Consider the following 17,387-nt stretch of genomic DNA (forward strand, 5'->3'; position numbering starts at 1 on the left):
GAAGAGGTCAGGTTTTTTGTTTTTCAAGGGATGCCAATGAGAATCGCCAAGATACTGAATAATAATGTGGTGTTGGTGCTCGACCCACAGCAACGCGAGCAGGTCGTGATGGGCCGGGGATTGGCGTTTCAGAAGCAGGTTGGCGATCGGATTGACGATAGCCAGATTGAGAAGGTGTTTGCGCTGCAAAGTGACCAACTGGTGGCGCGGCTGTCTGAGCTGTTGAGCCATATTCCGATGGAAGTGATGACCGCCTGCGATCAGATCATTCAAATGGCGAGCCAGCGGCTGGGGAAATTGCATGAGAATCTCTACGTTGCGCTGACCGATCACTGCCATTTCGCGCTGGAGAGGCAAAAGCAGGGCGTGCCGCTGAGTAACGCGCTGCTGTGGGAGACGCGGCGACTCTACCCGAAGGAGTACGCGCTGGGCGTCGAGGCGCTGGAGGTTATTGCCAGCCGGTTGGGTGTCAGGCTGCCGGACGACGAGGCGGGATTTATCGCGCTGCACTTGGTCAACGGCCAACTGGATGGCGACATGTCGCAGGTAAAACAGGTCACCAAAGTGATGCAGGAGATCCTGCATCTGGTGAAATATCAGCTGCGGCTGGAGTATGACCAAGAGGCGCTGAGCTACCAGCGTTTTGTCACGCATCTTAAGTTCTTCGCCCAGCGCATGTTCAGCCACGCGCAGGTGCCGGACGACGATGTCGCGCTCTACGCCGCCGTCAAAGAGAGCTATCCGCAGGCGTCGGGCTGTGCCGAGAAAATCAGCCTGTTTCTCGCCGCCACCTATCAGCGCGCCTTGAGCAATGAAGAGATGATGTATCTCTCTATCAACATCGAAAGGGTGCGCAAAGAAAGTTGTGGAACCAAAACCGCCGAATGACAACTCACAGAGGACCGAGGCCCGCCAACGCGGGCTTTTTTGTAGGCACTGGCCAGCGACGAACAGAATAAGCAAGCTGCAATCGGCTAATTTTACGGCATTTATACCTAGGACTCTTCTTAATCAACTAGCAAGAAGTCGACATTCCTCACACTTAGAGATAGGTTTTTTTTGCCTCAAATGCACAATACAGGTAGCATCCACCGCCGTTAATACTCTTAATCCTACACTCTACAGCAGTGTTGGCTGCTGCTTTCACGTAAGTCAGTTCGACGAGTATTTTCATTTAAGGCTAAAAATAATAGAGCGGAACACACCGCGTAAGCGTCAACATCTGCAACCGTTTGCCTGTTGGGAGAATTCAGGCTACGGGCATTTTTGGAGAACAGGAAAGAATGCGATTACATAGAAAGTCCGCTGAAGCGAAGCAAGCCGCTAAGCGACGTTGGTTGGATTCACACGAAGACGGATATCACAAGAGTATGGGCAATCGTCAGGTTCAGATGATTGCCATTGGTGGTTCTATCGGTACCGGTTTATTCCTTGGTGCAGGCGCACGCTTACAAATGGCGGGTCCGGCACTGGCAATTGTTTACGCAGTCTGCGGTATTTTCTCTTTCTTCATTCTGCGCGCGCTGGGCGAACTGGTTTTACACCGCCCAACCAGCGGCAGCTTCGTTTCCTACGCCCGTGAGTTCTTAGGTGAAAAAGCCTCTTACGTGGCGGGCTGGATGTACTTCCTCAACTGGGCAATGACCGGCATCGTGGATATCACCGCCGTGGCGCTCTACATGCACTATTGGGGCACCTTCGGTGATGTTCCGCAGTGGATGTTCGCCCTTGGCGCGCTGGCGATTGTCGGCACCATGAACATGATTGGCGTGAAGTGGTTCGCCGAGATGGAATTCTGGTTTGCCTTGATCAAAGTTGCCGCCATCGCGCTGTTCCTGATTGTCGGCGTCGTGGTACTGGGCACCGGCAAACAAGTGGCGGGCGGCTCAACCGGCCTGCATCTGATCACGGAAAACGGCGGTATCTTCCCGCACGGCTTGCTGCCTGCCTTGGTGCTGGTGCAGGGCGTGGTCTTCGCCTTCGCCGCCATTGAACTGGTCGGTACGGCGGCGGGTGAAACCAAAGATCCTGAAACTATTCTGCCGAAAGCCATTAACAGCGTTATCTGGCGTATCGCGTTGTTCTACGTCGGTTCCGTGGTGCTGTTGGTGCTGCTGCTGCCGTGGAATGCCTATCAGGCAGGCCAAAGCCCGTTCGTGACCTTCTTTAGCAAGCTGGGGGTACCTTACATCGGCACCATCATGAATATCGTGGTACTGACCGCGGCGCTGTCGAGCCTCAACTCTGGCCTGTACTCCACCGGTCGTATCCTGCGTTCCCTGTCGATGGGCGGCTCCGCGCCGAAGTTCATGTCTAAAATGAACGCCCAGCAGGTGCCTTACGCCGGTATTCTGGTCACCGTGGCAATCTACATCATCGGCGTGGTGCTGAACTACTATGTGCCGTCGCAGGTGTTTGAAATTGTTCTGAACGTCGCGTCGCTGGGGATCCTTAGCTCTTGGGCATTCATCATCGTTTGCCAGATGAAGCTGCGTAAAGCCATCAAAGAGGGTAAAGCGAAAGAGGTTTCTTTCAGAATGCCTTGGGCGCCAGTGACCTCATGGCTGACCTTAGCCTTCTTGGCGGGCGTGCTGGTGCTGATGGCCTTCGACTACCCGAACGGCACTTACACCGTCGCCACCATTCCGGTGCTGATTATTCTGCTGGTACTGGGCTGGTTTGGTCTGCGTAACCGCGCCAAAGAAGTCAAAGCCGAGCAGGCCGCGCACGAAGAAGCGCACCACGCAGGCGAAGCGAAAAGCTAATCCCTTTTCCCACTGACTGAGTAAACTCTGGAGCACAGCATCGCGCTGTGCTCTTTTTTTGCCTGTAAGTCTAACCAGTAACTAATCCGAAAACCCCCGCAATACCGCGCTTCGCCAGTTATCTTGACTACACTCTCTCTTTCTTTAGCCGAAAAGGAGGCAATATGTTGAAAATCGTCATGCAACTCTTTTCCAGTCCTGAGCAATTTTTAGGGCTGTTTAGTGCGAATGACATTCAAGAAACTATCGAGGAGGGCGAGCGAATTCTGATTGATGAAAACGGCATCGCGTCTGTGAATCCTGCCAATGAGCAGGTGCAGCAGGACTTCACCCGTCACGTCAAAAAGATGAGCGTACTTTAATGGCAACAGCAGTATTTATGGTTTTAATGGTGTGCGGCTACTGGTACACCACGCGCAATGTTTCCACGCGCTTTAAACTCAAACGCACCTTCGGCTGGGATGTCTATTTCCTGGTAGCGCTGTACGGCTGCATTTTCGTGTTGCAGGGCGTAATGGTGATTGCGTTGGTTTATCTGCTGCTGTGGGGCATTTCCATCGGCATTAACTATCTGCCGGAGATGCAGGCCATTCCGCAGCATGTGCATTACCACCGTGACTTCATTAACTGGAGTTTCTTGGGGATTCAAGCCCCCGTGGTGATTATGCTCTGTGTGTCGGTTTTGCTCTGTCTGTTCCGCACGACGTGGTCCCCCGGGCTGCGGCTTAACACCGCCGGTCGTAGGCAGCTTTATAAGCAGCTGACCAGCGCCAACGGCGTGGAAGGGATTTTGTATCAGTGCATGGAACAGGGCGACATGGTGTATATCACCCTGAATTCGCATCGGGTGTATATCGGCATGGTGCATACCGCGCGCTGTGAAACCTCGTCGTCAGATAACGTTGTGGTTATCCCGATGATCAGTGGTTATCGCGACCGCAATACCCAGCAGTTGGTGGTAGAGCATAACTATGCGGTTTACTACCAGAAGCACTGGATAACCCCGGTGTCTGAGCCGAATAACGCGTTGAATTTCCGCAAGGTAATTTTACTCAATCAGATTGAGTCTCTGTCGCTGTTCGACCCGGCCACGGCCTGTGGATTTGAGAAGTTGGCACCCATCGTGGAGCGCACTATAGAGGAGAAAGCGCCCGGTGACCGGACGCCTTTGATTTAACACTTTAGATTTAACAACAAGCTAGCCTCATCAGACGATGGTGAAGCTGAACGTCCCGATGTTTTTGATACCGCCAGTCACCACATCGCCACGTTTGATTTCACCTACGCCTGCCGGGGTTCCCGTGAAGATAAGGTCGCCGGGTTGCAATTCAACCGCCTCAGACAGCAGGCTGATCACTTCCGGCACTTTCCAAATCAACTCACTCAGATGGCCGTTCTGGCGCTCTTCGCCGTTCACGCTCAACCAGATAATTCCTTTCACCGGATGTCCCACCTTACTGACCGGCAGCAGCGGGTTGGTCGGTGCAGAGGCGTCAAAGCCTTTGGCTAAGTCCCAAGGGCGTCCCGCTTTTTTCGCCACGGTTTGCAGGTCACGACGGGTCAAATCGACACCCACGGTGTAACCCCAAACGTGGTCCAGTGCGTTGTCCACGGCGATGTTTTTGCCGCCAACGCCAATCGCCACCACCAACTCCACCTCATAATGCAGCAGCTCAGTCTGCGACGGGTAAGGCACGTTGCCACTGGCTGGGATCACCGCATCCGCCGGTTTACTGAAGAAGAAAGGCAATTCACGGTCAGGGTCATGACCCATTTCACGGGTGTGCGCGGCATAGTTTTGGCCGACGCAGTAGACGCGGCGTAATGGGAAGCGAGCCTCTTTACCTTCAATCGCCAGAGACGGCGTGGTGGCAGGGGTAAACACGTAATCAGTCATATTGTCTTCCTTCAGTTTATTGCGATGTCTGAGTTGCAGTGTCGCGTAAAACCGTCGGGTTGAAACTGGACAGATCCATGCTGTTTTTGGACAAAAAGAGGAAATCGGCGTTAGAAGTCAGTGGGCGACTGGCGGAACTTGCCCGGCGGCACGCCGTGGGCCTGACGGAAGCGCCGCGAGAAGTAGGCGTCGTCGGTATAGCCGCACTGGCGGGCTATCTCGGCAATGCTGTCGCTGCTGGTGGTGAGCTTCATGCGCGCCAGACGCATCCGCCGCTCCAGCACCAGCTCGGAGAAGGTTTTGCCGATCGTTTTGCGCAGCAGGTGGGTCAAATAGTTGGGAGAAATAAAGGCCGCGGCGGCGGCATCGGTCAGGTTCAGCTGTGGGTCAGCCAGCTGGCGGCGGATATAGCGTAGCGTGCGGTTGAGCGCCGCCTGCTGCCCGCGCTTCTCGGCGTTACGCGCTGCCATCTCTTGCAGCGGCTGTTGATAGCGATGACACACCAGCCCGAGCAGTTGCAGCAGGTAGCCGCGCAGGCGCAGCTCATCGCCAAATTCGCGCTGGCGGTCGCACTGGCGCATTTTCTCCAGTAGCACGGTTATCTCGGCGAAATCCTCTTCGGACATCACGAAGTCGAGATACTCCTGAAAGCGAAACGGTGCCAGCTCAGGCACATCGGCCAGCGGAATGTCATCTAAATCCAGCGTGTCCATAGCTGTATTGCGCAGTAAAAAGGGCGCAGAAATGTTGATCACCATCGAGCGGCCATCGTTCGGATGAGGGATGAAATGCAGGCGGTGCGGCTGGATAAAAGCAATCGTGCGATAGGTGAAGGGGCGAATGGCGCCGCCGATGTGCTGGACGCTATCGGTGCCGCAGTTGAGCTGGATCTGGAAATAGTCATGTCGGTGTGGCTGCATCAACGCCGGGCGTTCGGACTGATCGCGGATATAAAAGTCAGGGCGGTCGCTGCGCTGCGACATTCCATAAGTCACGCTGGTGGCGGGGGCTGGCATACTTCACATGTCCGAATGACGTTAACGGAATGTTATATTTGCAAAGAGTAAAGCGGATGACCAGCGAATTTGTTCGCCGGTCATCGTGCGGCTGTTAGCGAGTGTAACGGGCACCCGGCGTAGAGTGCGCGAAGTTGGTCAGCAGGCCAATGCGCGTCGCTTCGTGGTCAGTCCACAGTTTTTCATCCTGCAACGGTGGGATGGTGACTTTCTCTTTACGGTCGAAGCCCACCAGCGCGGCGTCAACCAAATCAGCCACTTCCATCACCCCTTGCAGGTCATCAATATTCTGCCCCGCGTGGTCCCAAATCTCAGTACGGGTGGCGGCTGGCAGCACGGCTTGCACGTATAAGCCTTGCTGTTCCAGCTCGCTTTGCAGCGTTTGTGAGAAGGTCAGCACGAAGGATTTCGAGGCGGTATAGACCGCTTTATTCAGCTCAGGGGCAAAAGCCATCACTGATGAAATGTTAATGATTGCGCCATCTTTGTGCTTCAGCAGGCCGTCCAGCGCCACGCGGGACAGACGAGCCACCGAGGTGACGTTAAGGCGAATCAGATGGTCAATCGACTCAACGTCGGTAGAGCCAAACCCGCCTGGCGTAGTGGAACCGGCGTTATTCACCAGCAGAGTGATCTCCGGGTGGCGGCGGATAAAATCTTCCACGCGCAGCAGGTCGTTATGCTCGGTCAAATCGGCGGCAATGATCTCCACCTGAGTGCCCGCCTCGCGCAGCGGCTGCGCCACATTTTCCATTCGTTTGGCATTACGGGCGACCAGAATCAGGTCATAGCCGCGTTTCGCCAGACGATCGGCGTAAACCGCACCAATGCCGGTGGACGCGCCGGTGATTAAAGCAACGGGTTTGTGTTGAGTAGATTGCGACATTTGGGTGTTCCTTTTAGAGGTTGATGGTGTGGTTTAATTATTAAACTAGATGCATTTGTACGGCAGGTGGTTTTATAATGCAACCAGGTTTTTGAGCAGGGCACATTTTGCTACTCGGCCCTGTTGCTAGAGAACAAGTCGCTGAGAACAGCTAAGAGAGAACGGCAATGAAAAGAACCCGAATGGAAGACAGCGTTTGCCCGGCCACGCGTTCGCTGGATTTGATTGGCGACTGGTGGACCTTGCTTATCGTGCGCGATGCAATGATTGGCTTGACGCGCTTTAGCGAGTTCCAGCGCAGTCTGGGCGCGGCGAAGAACATCCTCAGCACGCGGCTGAAATCGATGGTGGCGGAAGGGATTTTGCGCATCGAACCCGCCGCCGACGGCTCGGCGTATCAGGACTATGTGCTGACAGAGAAAGGTAAAGCGCTGCGGCCGATCATGGTGGCGTTAAGCCAGTGGGGTAGCAAATACCTGTTTGAAGATGACGAGCCATTCACCGAAATGGTGGATAAAGAAACCCGCCAACCTTTGCAAACCATAGAACTGCGTTCGCAAGATGGGCGGGTTTTGAACTATGACCAGATCACGGCGATTCAGCCCGAGCGTAAATAGCGACTAAATCACGTGTTAAATGCCGCCTACTTAAGAGGGTTTCCGTAGGTTTGAAGATACCACTGCCCAAAAGTCTTTGATGCAAAATCAGTGATATGGCCAACATCGCGATAAATTGGGACGCCGTCTATTTCGGTCAAGCAGTGGTTTGCATGGCACTGAACATCTTTCGGGTCGATGATAATCATCGATGGGTAGTCCTGTTGCAGTTTTTCAAATAACTGTGGGAACCAATCTTGTTGGTCGCTTTGCCACTCTTGAGAGTTGCACTGACTACTGTCGTACTTGGCATGCATTATCAGGTGGCGATTAAAACAGGCTGTATAACCCTCCGGCCGGGTAAAAACAGTCTTGATAATCACCGGGCGAGCCCCAGACTTAACGATGATATCCAGCGCTTTTCTAAAGCTGCTTTCTATTCTGGTCTCTGATAATTCTGTTGAGCGTGAATCACCCAAGCGATTGATAATATTATCACCAATATACATTTCCCAATATTGGCCCAATATCACGTAGTTATAGTGATTTTTTTCGACAAGTTGATAATACTGCCGAACGTTGTCGTAACATTCCTGATACACGGTATTTTTAAAATGCCACCAGTCATATTGGTAAATGTCAGGAAGGGCCAGACAGGATGATGTCCCCTGAGCCAACACTGAAATATGCGCATTTTTGGCCAGCGTATCAAAAAATCCCCAAAAGTGGTTTGAATGTGAATCCCCAATTAGCAACGCGCTTTTTTGGGCGGTTACGTCACCTATAAAGCAGTGGGCATCTGTACCTATAGTGTCGCCGTTAAGACAAGATTGACGCAATTCTGACTCTGCTGCACTGGCGTGCTTTACGGCCTCGATGCGCATCAATTCCGGACCAAATCGCCAAGCAAAACCTTCAAATTTCTTACTAGCCGCAAGTAAAACTGTAAACAGCGCAATAGGTATCACCACCAAAAGGAGAAATGCGCGTGGTAGGGAGATGTTAAGTTTGCGTAGCGGCTGCTCGACAAACCGATAGCAAAGTAAGGCAAAAATAAATGTCAGCGAGAAACAAGTAAGTTTGAATACTACATTTTCATTGAACCCCATATATCGCGCGATGGCGAATATTGGCCAATGCCACAGATAAAGAGAGTAAGAACGCTTACCGATAAAGACCAGTGGCCTCCACGCCAATATTTTTGTTATAGGACTAGGGCCGATACCGCCTATATAGATTAGCAGGGCTGTGGCCGCGACCACTATCACTGCATAAATATCGGGATAGCCTAACAAAATCGAAGTTTGTCTTGCGCAATATATTAGCGCTGCAAGTGCAGTGATCCCTAAAACTGTCGTGAGCCAAGACGACATCTTTGTGTCACTACGTGACAGCACAACGACACAACTACCGGCCAAAAACTCGAAGATTCTGGATAATAGGAAGTAATAACTTTTATCTGGATGTTGGTGAGATAATAGTAAAGCAACCAACAACATGACCGGAGTCATCAGCAAAATAAGTCGGGGTAAACTCTTCTGTCCCAAGTATCTCCAAGTCGTGATCATAACTAATGGCAGAATGAGATACCATTGCCACTCAATCGACAGTGACCAAGTATGGAGCAATAACATCACAGCGCTATCGGGAGATGCATAGCCGGTAGTTACTTTTGAGAAATGCTGATTGGATAAAAACAGGGATGAATATTTGGCACTATCAAGGTAGGCGGTAAGGTCATCAGGAAGATAGAAAACCAAGCTAATCAGCAGAGTAAACAATGTAGCTGCTAATAGGGCGGGTTGGATACGTAATAGGCGACGAGTATAAAACTGAGCTAACGAGAAATTTCCGGCCGTTTTTGCAGACATCACGATCGCAGTAATGAGATACCCGGAAATAACGAAAAAGATATCAACGCCAATAAATCCAGAAGGAAAAACGAGTAAACCGCCGTGAAAAATGAGCACAAGAATGACGGCGATGGCTCGTAGACCATCAATATCGGGACGATAACGCATTAAAATCATCCATTTGAAAAAGTGAAAGCAGATTCTGATGGTTCGAAACGAATCTTACGAATAGGGGCGAGGGTTTAAAAGACGGTACTTTAGCGATGTTTAGGGTGAAAAGCAAAATCTCAACTCGCTCATAACTATGAGAATATTCAGATTATGCTATAAGGTTTGGTGAAGTGAAATGGAGCCTAGGTTGCTCCATTTCAGAGTTATATTTGACAGAATTAGCGAGGAATTCGCTCGTGCCAGTACTTGGTGAACTCTTCCTCGCCATTCAGGCTGACCACCATATCGCCGCTGACGATGAAGTGAGTCAGGTCGCTGCGCATTTCTAGGGTGATCACAGCTTCAATCTGCCAGCCCTCGCGGCCAATTTTCATGGTCTGCGTCAGCAGATAGCGCGCCGACAGTGGGTCAGCATTGCCGACCACCAGCTCGCGGCGCAGGTTGTGGTCCACCGTGGTATCAATGTCGTCGAAACGATAAACACCCTCACCAAACACGCCGCCTTCGCCATTGGTCACGCTGGTCCACTCATCGGTCAGGAAGTCGTAACTGATCGAACGGTCAACGCGGCCTTGGGTCAGCACGGTTTGCGGGGTCAGCGCGGCGCTTTGCGGCTCTTTGATTGGGCCATCAATCACCAGCGGCTGATGGCACACCGGCAGTGAAAGCTGGGCGCTGTGCAGGTCGAGGGTCAGGGTGGCGGCTTCCGGCATTGGCCAAATCATCGGCCAATAGGTGGTGGCCAGCGACACCCGCAGGCGGTGGCCGACTTCAAAGCGATGGGCAATGCCGTCCAACTGTACCGGTACGCGCACTTTCTGCCCCGGCACCAGCGGTACAGATTTATCATGGCCCTGTAAGTGGCTCAGATTCAGCCAGCCGTGGGTCACGCGATTGACCGCGCCCTCTGGCGAGACGTCCGACAGCCGCACGTAGAGCATAGCGGCCGGTTTATCACTGCTCAGCTCGACGGTGAACTGCGGGAAGCCGAAGATAGACAGTGGCTCGGCCAGCGGCTGGCCATCAAAGATTTCAGCATTGCCATCATCCACGCGCTGATCCGGCGGGGTTTCGCCCAGCACGCCTGCGCCCATCCATTCACCGGCCATCAGACCGTGGTTCTGCGGCGAGCAGATGGAAATCACTCCAGCTTCTGCGTCCGGATGAGCATTCAACTGGCCGCGCGTCAGCCAGCGAGGCTCATGCGTCACATTGCTTGCCGTGCCTTTATCAAAGCCGACCCACTGACCTTTGCTGACCGGGCGTTGGGCCGACGGCGGCTGGCTGTCTTGCAGCCAGGCTTGCACCATCGGGCCGTCCATCGCGGCGTTTTGTTCCCCTTTCAGCCAGTGATCCCACCACTGCACCGCCTCTTGCAGGAAGCCAATCGCCGGTTCTGGCGTGCCGTCCTGTGGGTAAATATGCGCCCACGGGCCAATAATGGCGCGGCGCGGCACCTGCAAGTTGTCCATCAGGCGGAACACCGCGTTGCTATAGGCATCTGCCCAGCCACCAATGGCTAACACCGGGCATTGAATCGCTGACCAGTCCTCGCAGACGGAACCGTGCTGCCAGTAGCGGTCGCGCAGCGGATGTTCCATCCACAATGCCGGGAAGAATGGCATGTTCTCGAGGCGATTCAGCCACTCGTTGTACCAGCCTTCGCCGACCAGCGCCGGGTCCGAAGGGCGACTCTGATAAGCCAGCATGATGCCGCCCCACCAGAGGTTGTCATTGAGCAGGCAGCCGCCTTTGTAGTGAATATCATCGGCGTAGCGGTCGTCGGTGGAGCAGACGGTGATCACCGCTTTTAGCGCCGCTGGGCGACGGGCCGCCACCTGCAAGCCGTTAAAGCCGCCCCATGATTTGCCCATCATGCCGACATTGCCGCTGCACCACGCCTGCTGGGTGATCCACTCAATCACTTCCAGCGCATCATCCTGTTCTTGCAGTAGATATTCATCCGCCAGCAGCCCGTCTGACTCGCCGCTGCCGCGCATATCCACGCGCACCACGGCGTAGCCATTACCGGCGAAATAGCCGTGCATCGGCTCGTCGCGGGTGCGTGTTCCGTCGCGTTTACGGTAAGGAATGTATTCCAAAATGGCCGGAACCGGCTGGTCCGCCGCGCTGTCCGGCAGCCATAAACGGGCGGCGAGGCGGGTGCCGTCACTCAGTTTGATCCACAGATGCTCGATGGTGGTCACCGAATGCGGGAACTCAGTAATAATGCGTTTTGTGGTCATAGTGCGCCTGTCAAAGATGTCTTGTCGGAAGAAGAGGAAGAACGCAGCGCCAGCACGTCATCCAGCCAGTCGGTGCGCATTTCCGGCACCGAGGTCAGCAGTTTTTCAGTGTACGGATGCATCGGCGGGCTGAACACCACGCGAGTGTCGCCGCTGGCAACAATGTTGCCCTGATACATCACCGCCACCTGATGGGCAATGCGCTTCACCGTGCCGAGGTCATGGGTGATAAACAGGTAGGAAAGCCCAAGCTGCTCTTGCAGGCGGCGCAGCAGGTTGAGCACCTCTTCGGCCACCAGCGGGTCGAGCGCCGAGGTGGCTTCATCGCAAATAATCAGCTCCGGCTGGGCCGCCAGCGCGCGGGCGATACAGACGCGCTGCTTCTGGCCGCCGGACAGCGCGCCCGGATATCGGTCAATCAGCTTGAGCGGCAGTTCGGTCAGCGTCAGCAGCTCTTCCACCTTGGCGCGCACTTCGCGTTTACTCAGGCCGAAGTAGAAAGCCACCGGGCGGCCAATCAGCTCAAGAATGGTCTGGCGCGGGTTAAGCGCGACGTCCGGCAGCTGATAAATCATCTGAATCCGGCGCAGGGTCTCTTTCTGCCGCTGTTGGTAAAGCGGGGAGAGGGTAACGCCATCGAACTCGACGCTGCCTTGGGTATCTGGCAGCAGGCCGACCAGCGCGCGGGCGAGGGTACTTTTGCCACTGCCCGACTCACCAATTACCGCCAGCGTTTTGCCTCGGGCCAGTTGCAGATTGACGTCATTGACCACTTTCTTGCCGTTGTAACCGGTACTCAGCTGTTTGATGGTCAGCAGCGCCGCCGGGGCTTCTGGCTGCGCGGCGGTCACGGTTTCCGCTGCGTGTTCGCGCTCGGCCACTAAGCGGCGGGTGTATTCCTCTTTTGGCGAGCTAAGAATCTGATCGGTATTGCCGGTTTCCACTTCTTTTCCGTGGCGCAGTACCATGATGCGGTCCGCCAACTGGGCCACCACGGCGAGGTCATGGGTGATGTACAGCGCAGCGGTGTTGAACTCGCGCACCAGCTTGCGCAGCATCACCAGCACTTCAATCTGGGTGGTGACGTCCAGCGCGGTGGTGGGTTCATCCATCACCAGTAAGTCAGGCTTGCAGGACATGGCCATAGCCGCCATCGCGCGCTGCAACTGGCCGCCGGAAAGCTGGTGGGGATAGCGTTTCCCAATGTTTTCCGGGTCCGGCAGATCCAGCGAGCGGAACAGGGTGATGGCCCACTGGCGGCTCTCTTCTTTACTCATCAAGCCGTGGCGAATCGGCCCTTCGCACACCTGTTTTTCAATGGTCAACGCCGGGTTGAAGGCCGCCGCTGCGCTCTGTGCGACATAGGCCACGCGGCGGCCGCGCCACTGGCGTTTAACTCGCGCAGGTTGGGAAACAATATCGGTGCCATCGACAATTACTTCGCCGCCGCTATTTCGGCAGCCCTGTCGCGCATAGCCCAGCGCAGCTAAGCCAATGGTGGATTTCCCCGCGCCAGATTCGCCAATCAGCCCGAGGATTTCGCCTTTCGCCAGCGTCAGGGAGATGTCTTGCACTAGCGGCGAGCCGTCGAGCGTTTCGATGCGCAGCCCGCGCATTTCGAGGATCAGGTCTTGCTTGTTGTCCGTCATGCTTCTTCTCCGTGCGGCAGACTGTTGCGAGCCAGCAGCCAGTCAACCACCAAATTGACGCCAATGGTCAGCAGCGCGATGGCCGCAGCCGGGTAGAGCGGCGCGAACTGACCGAAGTTAATCGCCTGCGCGTTGTCGCGCACCATGCTGCCCCAGTCGGCGTAAGGCGGCTGAATGCCCAAGCCGAGGAAGCTCAGTCCGGCGATAAACAGGAAGGTGAAGCAGAAACGCATGCCGAACTCGGCCAGCAGCGGCGGCATGGCGTTGGGCAGGATCTCTTTGGTTAGCACCCAGCGCAGGCCTTCACCGCGAAGGCGAGCCGCTTCGACATACTCTTGGCAAACAATGGCTTGTGCCACTAAGCGAGCCAAACGGAAAACGCGGGTGGCGTCGAGCAGGGCGATGGTCAGCACCAGAACCGGAATGGAGGTACCCATCACGGAGAGCACCATCAAGGCGAAAATCAGCACGGGAATCGACATCACGGTGTCGACAATGCGCGACAGCACCACGTCCACCCATTTGCCATAAATCGCCGCCGCAAAGCCGCTGATAATGCCAATAATGAATGACGCAATGGTGATGGTTAGCGCGATGGCGATGGTGGTGCGAGCGCCAAACAGGATGCGTGACAGCATGTCGCGCCCCAGACTGTCAGTGCCGAACGGCGTGGCCGCCGAAGGTAACAGCCAGATATCGCCTACTTGTTCGGTTTCGCTGTGCGGGGCTATCCACGGGGCGAAAACCGCCGCCAGCAGGTTCACCGCAATAATCACGATGCCAATCCACGCCGACAGCGGAATGTTGCTGATAAATGAAGGTTTATACGAACGATTCATGTTGCTCCTGCCTTAGCGCGCGTGGCGTAAACGTGGGTTACACCAAATCGCCAGCAAATCAGCGGTGGTATTGAGGAAGATGTAGGTGCCGCCAAAAAGCAGGCCGCAGGCCTGAACCACCGGCAGGTCGCGCTTGGTCACGGCGTCAACCATGTATTGGCCAATCCCCGGATAGACAAACACCACTTCCACCAGAATCACTCCCACCACCAGATAGGCAAGGTTAAAGGCGACCACGTTAATGATTGGCGCGAGGGCATTGGGCAGGGCGTGGGACACCACAATCCGCCAGCGCGACACGCCTTTGAGCACCGCGCTCTCAATATACGGGCTGGACATCACCGCCGTCACCGAGGCGCGGGTCATGCGCAACATGTGAGCCAACACCACCAGCGTCAGCGTGAGCATTGGCAGGGTGCAGACATAGAGCCGGTCGACGAAAGACGAGCTAGGATCAACCATCGCCAGACTAGGGAACCACGTCAGGCGAATGGCGAAGGCGATCACCAGCACGTAACCCACGAAGAACTCTGGCACCGAAATACTGATAAGCGTCAGGGTATTCGCCAGTCGGTCGAAGATTGACCCGCGCCAGATGGCGGACGCAATCCCTAAACCGACTGCCAGCGGGATGGCGATAATGGCCGCGTAACCGGCCAAAAATAGCGTATTCCCCAGGCGCGGCAGCAGCTCGTTGCCGATAGGACGGCCATTCGCCAACGAGTTACCCAAGTCACCGTGCAGAATGCCCACCAGCCAGTGCAGATAGCGCAGCACGGCGGGCTCATCCAGTCCCAATTGCAGACGCAGCGCCGCGACGGTTTCCGGGGTGGCGCTCTGGCCGAGAATGGCGGTTGCCACGTCACCCGGCAGCATTTCAGTTCCGACAAAAATCAGCAGTGAAACCAGCCAAAGCGTGCCCACGCCAAGCAGCACGCGTTGTAAAATCTTCTTCTTCATCATGCCTCCAGCCAGACGCGCTCGGCCAGACGACCACCCATGAAGTTGAACATCGGATGCGGTTTAATTCCGCCGACTTTTTTGTTAGCGGCGTCAAGGTAGTCGCCGAAAAGTGGGATCATCGCGCCGCCGTTGTCGCGGACAATGCTTTGCAGTTCGCCATAGATTTCGGCGCGCTTGCCGTCGTCCAGCAGGGAGCGGGCTTGCAGCAGCATGGCGTCGAACTTCTCATCTTTCCAGTGAGTGTCGTTCCATTTCGCCGTCGACTGATAGGCGGTGGAGAACATCTGATCCGCCGTCGGGCGGCCGCCCCAGTAACCCATGCTGAATGGCGCTTTCATCCACACGTCGTCCCAGTAGCTGTCTGCTGGCTGGCGCTTGATGCTGACCTGAATGCCACTCTTTTGCGCTTCACCTTGGAACAGGGCGGCGGCATCGAGAGCACCAGCAAAGGCGGCATCGGAGGAGGAGAGCTCGAGCTTGAGGTCAGTGAGCCCGGCTTTTTTCAGATAGAAGGCGGATTTTTCTGGGTCATAGACGCGCTGCTCAAGGCTGTGGTTGAAGAAGCGGTCGGTTTTCGGGATTGGGTGGTCATTGCCGAGTGAGCCATAGCCGCGCAGCACGGTGTCGAGGATCTTCTGCCGGTCAATGCCGTGTTTAATCGCCATGCGCACGTCGTTGTTGTTGAACGGCGCGACGCTACAGTCCATCAGGAATGTGAAATGCTGGCCGCCGGAGGAGCGCACGATGTTCAGTGCCGGGCTGCGTTTGAGGAAGTCGACGGTTTTGAAGTCGACGCGGTTAATGGCGTGAACCTGCCCGGAAATCAGGGCGTTAGTGCGCGCGGTCGGGTCATTGATAACGATGACTTCCACGGCGTCGACGAAGGCGCGGTCTTTCTTCCAATAGTTCGGGTTGCGTTTGAACAGTGAGCGCACGCCCGGTTCGTATTGGTCAAACACAAAGCCGCCGGTGCCTATTGGGTGCGACCAGTCGGTAAAGCCGTTCGGCACCACCAGCAGGTGGTAGTCAGCCAGCAAGTACGGCAGGTCGGCGTTGCCGCTTTCCAGCGTGATTGCGATTTGGTTGTCGCCCTGTTTGGTCAAACCGGTGATTGGCGAGAGCTGAGTTTTGATGGCGCTTTTGGTCTTATCGCCGCGATGCAAATTGATGGAGTAAATAATGTCGTCGGCATCGAGTTTCTTGCCGTTATGGAATGTCACGCCGTCTTGTAGAGTGAAAATCCATTCGGTCGCACCCGGTTTGGCTTCCCAACTGGCGAAGAGTTCAGGAATAGCTTTGTTATTTTCATCGATTTCAACCAAGCCGTTCATCAGCATATATGCCTGATTTAACGGAACCCAGTCGCTGAATAATGTGGGATCTAAAGAATCACTGGTGTTACCGCCTGACATTCCCAATTTTAATACGCCACCTTTTTTCGGCTCGGCTGCAAATGCAGACAGGGGGGAAAGACCGTATGCGGCGGTAATACCCACAGCGGCAGCGCTAGTAATAAAACCGCGGCGGCTGAGTTTTGCATCCTGCATTAATTGCGTCAAAGCGGAATTTTTATCTTTCATCTAATTATCTCCGGGGTGGCGAAAACCTGTTATCTCCTGGCCTTGCGCGTCGTCTCTCGGGGGCCGCGTTCATTCGCCTGCAACACTTACGGAGGTAAGCTAACCGGGGTTTGTTCGCTTGCTGCCTTGATTCAACGCGAAGGGCACAGGGGATAGGCGCAGGTGAAAAAAGGAATAATTTATATTTATTGCTTAGTGATTTATATCAAAACACTCTGATGAATTTGCATGAGAATTTATCATGAGAGTATGCGAAAAATGCGCGGCAGAACACCCTGAAACGTTTTATTTTGCCTGTATCTGAATTCGGCGAAGGGAAATAACCGTTGGACTTCCATACCGTGATTGGCTTAATTGGCGTCTTTTGCTACCTGCTGGCTTATGCGCTAGTTCAAATGCGCAAACTAGCAGTAGATGCTGATATTTATGCCTGGCTTAATATTATTGGCGGTACCTTTGGTCTCTACTCCCTGAGCCATGATTTTAATTTGGCGTCCTGTATTTCCCAGTCATGCTGGTTGTTGTTTACCTTAATTGGGATGAGGGCGGCGCGGAAACGCCGTTATTTAGAGAAGAATAAAATTCCGGAAATTGAGATTTAAATCACATTTAAGAATTTTGGTAAAATTAAAGAAAAATTGGGGTTTGAATTCAAAACCGTGTGTTGCCACGCAAACTGGCCTTTAAGGTCAAGGTCGTGCGCTGCCGCCACACCGGCCTTAAGGTCAACACCGTGGGCTCGCCGCCCACACTGGCCCAAAGGGTTTTAAACGAAACCCTTTGGAATCCTGCGTTTTTTTGCTGCTGGAAGATCGAGGCTGCGCAGGGTTGGGGTGGACGTGTTTCAGCAACCACTGCGATTGTCGCGAAGTGCCGCCGCTTAGGCGGTTCCCTCAGTTCGGGCTTCGAGCCTCAGGTCTCGAACC

Annotated in this window: 16 protein-coding genes; 7 read left to right on the forward strand and 9 right to left on the reverse strand. The window is 54.6% G+C overall.

The window, feature by feature from the left end:
• Nucleotides 1–36: 36 nt before the first annotated feature.
• The 4 genes from licT to GEAM_RS06760 all read left to right on the forward strand — a co-directional run bounded on the left by licT (nucleotide 37) and on the right by GEAM_RS06760 (nucleotide 3,942).
• On the forward strand, nucleotides 37–888 hold the full coding sequence (gene licT / locus GEAM_RS06745) for a BglG family transcription antiterminator LicT (RefSeq protein WP_034789789.1): 852 nt from the start codon (nucleotides 37–39) through the stop codon (nucleotides 886–888).
• Between the two features lie 395 nt (nucleotides 889–1,283).
• Nucleotides 1,284–2,765 (forward strand): L-asparagine permease, encoded by a 1,482-nt coding sequence (ansP, locus tag GEAM_RS06750; RefSeq protein ID WP_034789790.1) that lies wholly within the window; start codon nucleotides 1,284–1,286, stop codon nucleotides 2,763–2,765.
• Nucleotides 2,766–2,929: 164 nt separating this feature from the next.
• Nucleotides 2,930–3,127, forward strand: a complete 198-nt coding sequence (locus tag GEAM_RS06755; RefSeq protein ID WP_034789791.1) for a hypothetical protein — start codon at nucleotides 2,930–2,932, stop codon at nucleotides 3,125–3,127.
• The gene (locus tag GEAM_RS06760; protein WP_034789793.1) at nucleotides 3,127–3,942 is read left to right on the forward strand and encodes a hypothetical protein; all 816 of its coding nucleotides are present in this window, start codon (nucleotides 3,127–3,129) and stop codon (nucleotides 3,940–3,942) included. The genes GEAM_RS06755 and GEAM_RS06760 overlap by 1 nt, the downstream gene beginning before the upstream one ends.
• A gap of 30 nt (nucleotides 3,943–3,972) precedes the next feature.
• Here the strand turns inward: GEAM_RS06760 and GEAM_RS06765 are convergent, their stop codons facing one another.
• The 3 genes from GEAM_RS06765 to GEAM_RS06775 all read right to left on the reverse strand — a co-directional run bounded on the left by GEAM_RS06765 (nucleotide 3,973) and on the right by GEAM_RS06775 (nucleotide 6,564).
• Nucleotides 3,973–4,662 (reverse strand): fumarylacetoacetate hydrolase family protein, encoded by a 690-nt coding sequence (locus GEAM_RS06765; protein ID WP_034789795.1) that lies wholly within the window; start codon nucleotides 4,660–4,662, stop codon nucleotides 3,973–3,975.
• Nucleotides 4,663–4,772: 110 nt separating this feature from the next.
• Nucleotides 4,773–5,678, reverse strand: coding sequence for a helix-turn-helix transcriptional regulator (locus GEAM_RS06770; protein ID WP_034789797.1), 906 nt, complete (start codon nucleotides 5,676–5,678; stop codon nucleotides 4,773–4,775).
• Between the two features lie 94 nt (nucleotides 5,679–5,772).
• Nucleotides 5,773–6,564, reverse strand: a complete 792-nt coding sequence (locus GEAM_RS06775) for an SDR family NAD(P)-dependent oxidoreductase (RefSeq protein ID WP_034789800.1) — start codon at nucleotides 6,562–6,564, stop codon at nucleotides 5,773–5,775.
• A gap of 167 nt (nucleotides 6,565–6,731) precedes the next feature.
• On the opposite strand from GEAM_RS06775, the gene GEAM_RS06780 reads away from it, so the two are divergent.
• Entirely contained in the window at nucleotides 6,732–7,181 is a 450-nt protein-coding gene (locus GEAM_RS06780; protein WP_034789802.1) for a winged helix-turn-helix transcriptional regulator, read from the forward strand.
• Between the two features lie 26 nt (nucleotides 7,182–7,207).
• Here the strand turns inward: GEAM_RS06780 and GEAM_RS06785 are convergent, their stop codons facing one another.
• The 6 genes from GEAM_RS06785 to GEAM_RS06810 all read right to left on the reverse strand — a co-directional run bounded on the left by GEAM_RS06785 (nucleotide 7,208) and on the right by GEAM_RS06810 (nucleotide 16,461).
• Complete coding sequence (locus tag GEAM_RS06785; RefSeq protein WP_034789804.1) at nucleotides 7,208–9,181, reverse strand: acyltransferase family protein; 1,974 nt, start codon at nucleotides 9,179–9,181, stop codon at nucleotides 7,208–7,210.
• 221 nt (nucleotides 9,182–9,402) lie between these two features.
• Nucleotides 9,403–11,430, reverse strand: a complete 2,028-nt coding sequence (locus GEAM_RS06790) for a CocE/NonD family hydrolase (protein WP_034789807.1) — start codon at nucleotides 11,428–11,430, stop codon at nucleotides 9,403–9,405.
• Complete coding sequence (locus GEAM_RS06795; protein WP_034789809.1) at nucleotides 11,427–13,079, reverse strand: ABC transporter ATP-binding protein; 1,653 nt, start codon at nucleotides 13,077–13,079, stop codon at nucleotides 11,427–11,429. The genes GEAM_RS06790 and GEAM_RS06795 overlap by 4 nt, the downstream gene beginning before the upstream one ends.
• Nucleotides 13,076–13,918: an ABC transporter permease gene (locus GEAM_RS06800; protein ID WP_034789811.1), complete on the reverse strand. Its 843-nt coding sequence runs from the start codon at nucleotides 13,916–13,918 to the stop codon at nucleotides 13,076–13,078. The genes GEAM_RS06795 and GEAM_RS06800 overlap by 4 nt, the downstream gene beginning before the upstream one ends.
• Nucleotides 13,919–13,930: 12 nt before the next feature.
• Nucleotides 13,931–14,878 carry an ABC transporter permease gene (locus GEAM_RS06805; RefSeq protein WP_034789813.1) on the reverse strand — a complete coding sequence of 316 codons (948 nt, stop codon included), beginning with the start codon at nucleotides 14,876–14,878 and terminating at the stop codon, nucleotides 13,931–13,933.
• On the reverse strand, nucleotides 14,878–16,461 hold the full coding sequence (locus GEAM_RS06810; protein ID WP_034789815.1) for an ABC transporter substrate-binding protein: 1,584 nt from the start codon (nucleotides 16,459–16,461) through the stop codon (nucleotides 14,878–14,880). The genes GEAM_RS06805 and GEAM_RS06810 overlap by 1 nt, the downstream gene beginning before the upstream one ends.
• Before the next feature lie 326 nt (nucleotides 16,462–16,787).
• Between GEAM_RS06810 and GEAM_RS06815 the strand changes: the two genes are divergently transcribed.
• Together GEAM_RS06815 and GEAM_RS23345 are read left to right on the forward strand one after the other, a co-directional pair.
• Nucleotides 16,788–17,063: a CBU_0592 family membrane protein gene (locus GEAM_RS06815; protein WP_034789817.1), complete on the forward strand. Its 276-nt coding sequence runs from the start codon at nucleotides 16,788–16,790 to the stop codon at nucleotides 17,061–17,063.
• A 62-nt stretch (nucleotides 17,064–17,125) separates the two neighbouring features.
• The coding region (locus tag GEAM_RS23345) for a hypothetical protein (protein WP_210435877.1) at nucleotides 17,126–17,387 on the forward strand (262 nt) is incomplete at its 3' end.

Source organism: Ewingella americana ATCC 33852, from assembly GCF_000735345.1.
Taxonomy (GTDB): Bacteria; Pseudomonadota; Gammaproteobacteria; order Enterobacterales; family Enterobacteriaceae; genus Ewingella; species Ewingella americana.